Genomic DNA, 840 nt, shown 5'->3' on the forward strand with positions numbered 1-840 from the left:
AGATAACTCGGGGCGTATTGGCTGTTTACCCAACGCAGTTCTAACTGAATAGGTGTGCTGTCTTCATAGTGAATGATCTCACTGTAAAACACTGTTGTACCAAGCATTACACCAAGTTTTATTGCGATGCTATCATCCGCTTTTATCGCGACTTGCTGAACTACTTTACTGCTGTATTGGCGTCCTCGGTCACTGACTTCTTCCGCTATATTGCGAATATCTAGTAATGGGGATTCTGATTTCTCACTTGGGTCACAAACGAACGTTCCCAACCTTGGGCGACGTTGTAGTTTCCCTTCATTCACCAGATCTCGTATCGCTTTGTTTACTGTCATTCGGCTTACACCAAACTGTTCAGTCAGCTCGATTTCAGTCGCAATGCGCTGTCCGACCATCCAATCTCCGGAATCAATTTTATCGAGGATAAATTGTTTGATTTGCATGTAGAGTGGCGCAGACATAATGATACCTTTTAAATTGACTATACAAATACTGCTCAATTTAAGTACAAATTGCAAATAGTTATCGACAAATACGACATTTAGAGACAAATAACGGGCATTTGCTTGCTGAATGATTTGGCTGATTTGATATTTTTTGAATCGATAATGGAATCAAGCCGTATTCTTGCGGTCTATTGCTTGCAGCTTATAAGGCAATTGTGTAAACAAAGCACAACTAATAAAAACAGTCGCAAAAAAGGAAAGGCATGTTTAAGAAATTAAAAGCATCGTTGGGTATTGGATCTGCAAAAGTGGATACTATTTTGGATGAAATGAGCGTGTTTCAAGGTGCGACGCTGAAGGGACATGTTCATATCAAAGGTGGGGATGTTGAACA

The 840-nt window shown here is 40.2% G+C and carries 2 protein-coding genes; one reads left to right on the forward strand and one right to left on the reverse strand.

The genetic code is table 11. The features are described 5' to 3' along the window. Positions 1-461, reverse strand: a 461-nt coding sequence (locus R7P74_RS25655) for a GntR family transcriptional regulator (protein WP_318123464.1), incomplete at its 3' end; no start/stop codon positions are given. Between the two features lie 248 nt (positions 462-709). Here R7P74_RS25655 and R7P74_RS25660 point away from each other — a divergent pair. After that, positions 710-840, forward strand: a 131-nt coding sequence (locus R7P74_RS25660) for a sporulation protein (RefSeq protein ID WP_318123465.1), incomplete at its 3' end; no start/stop codon positions are given.

This window comes from Vibrio sp. 2033, assembly GCF_033339735.1.